Raw genomic sequence first — 256 nt, 5'->3', positions numbered from 1 at the left:
ATCACAGCATTGATAATATGCTGGCATTCCTGCGCGATATTCATCGTCACGTTGCCCGTGAACTGGGTGATGAACGCATGTGGCCATTTAGTATGCCGTGCGTGATTGACGATGCGGACAATATTGAGCTGGCGCAATATGGCACATCCAATATTGGTCAGATGAAGACGCTTTACCGCGAAGGGCTGAAAAACCGCTACGGCGCGTTGATGCAGACCATCTCCGGCATTCACTATAACTTCTCACTGCCACTCTC

The 256-nt window shown here is 50.0% G+C and carries 1 pseudogene; it reads left to right on the top strand.

Features of this window, described 5'->3' with window-relative positions:
• Positions 1–17: 17 nt before the first annotated feature.
• Positions 18–256, top strand: a pseudogene (locus tag SB756_RS32265) (glutamate--cysteine ligase); the annotation flags it as partial.

Source organism: Pseudomonas sp. SIMBA_068, assembly GCF_046534705.1.
GTDB classification, from domain to species: domain Bacteria; phylum Pseudomonadota; class Gammaproteobacteria; order Pseudomonadales; family Pseudomonadaceae; genus Aquipseudomonas; species Aquipseudomonas putida.
The sequence above is the reverse complement of the archived record's forward strand: the minus strand, read 5'-3'. Positions and strand labels throughout refer to the sequence as shown.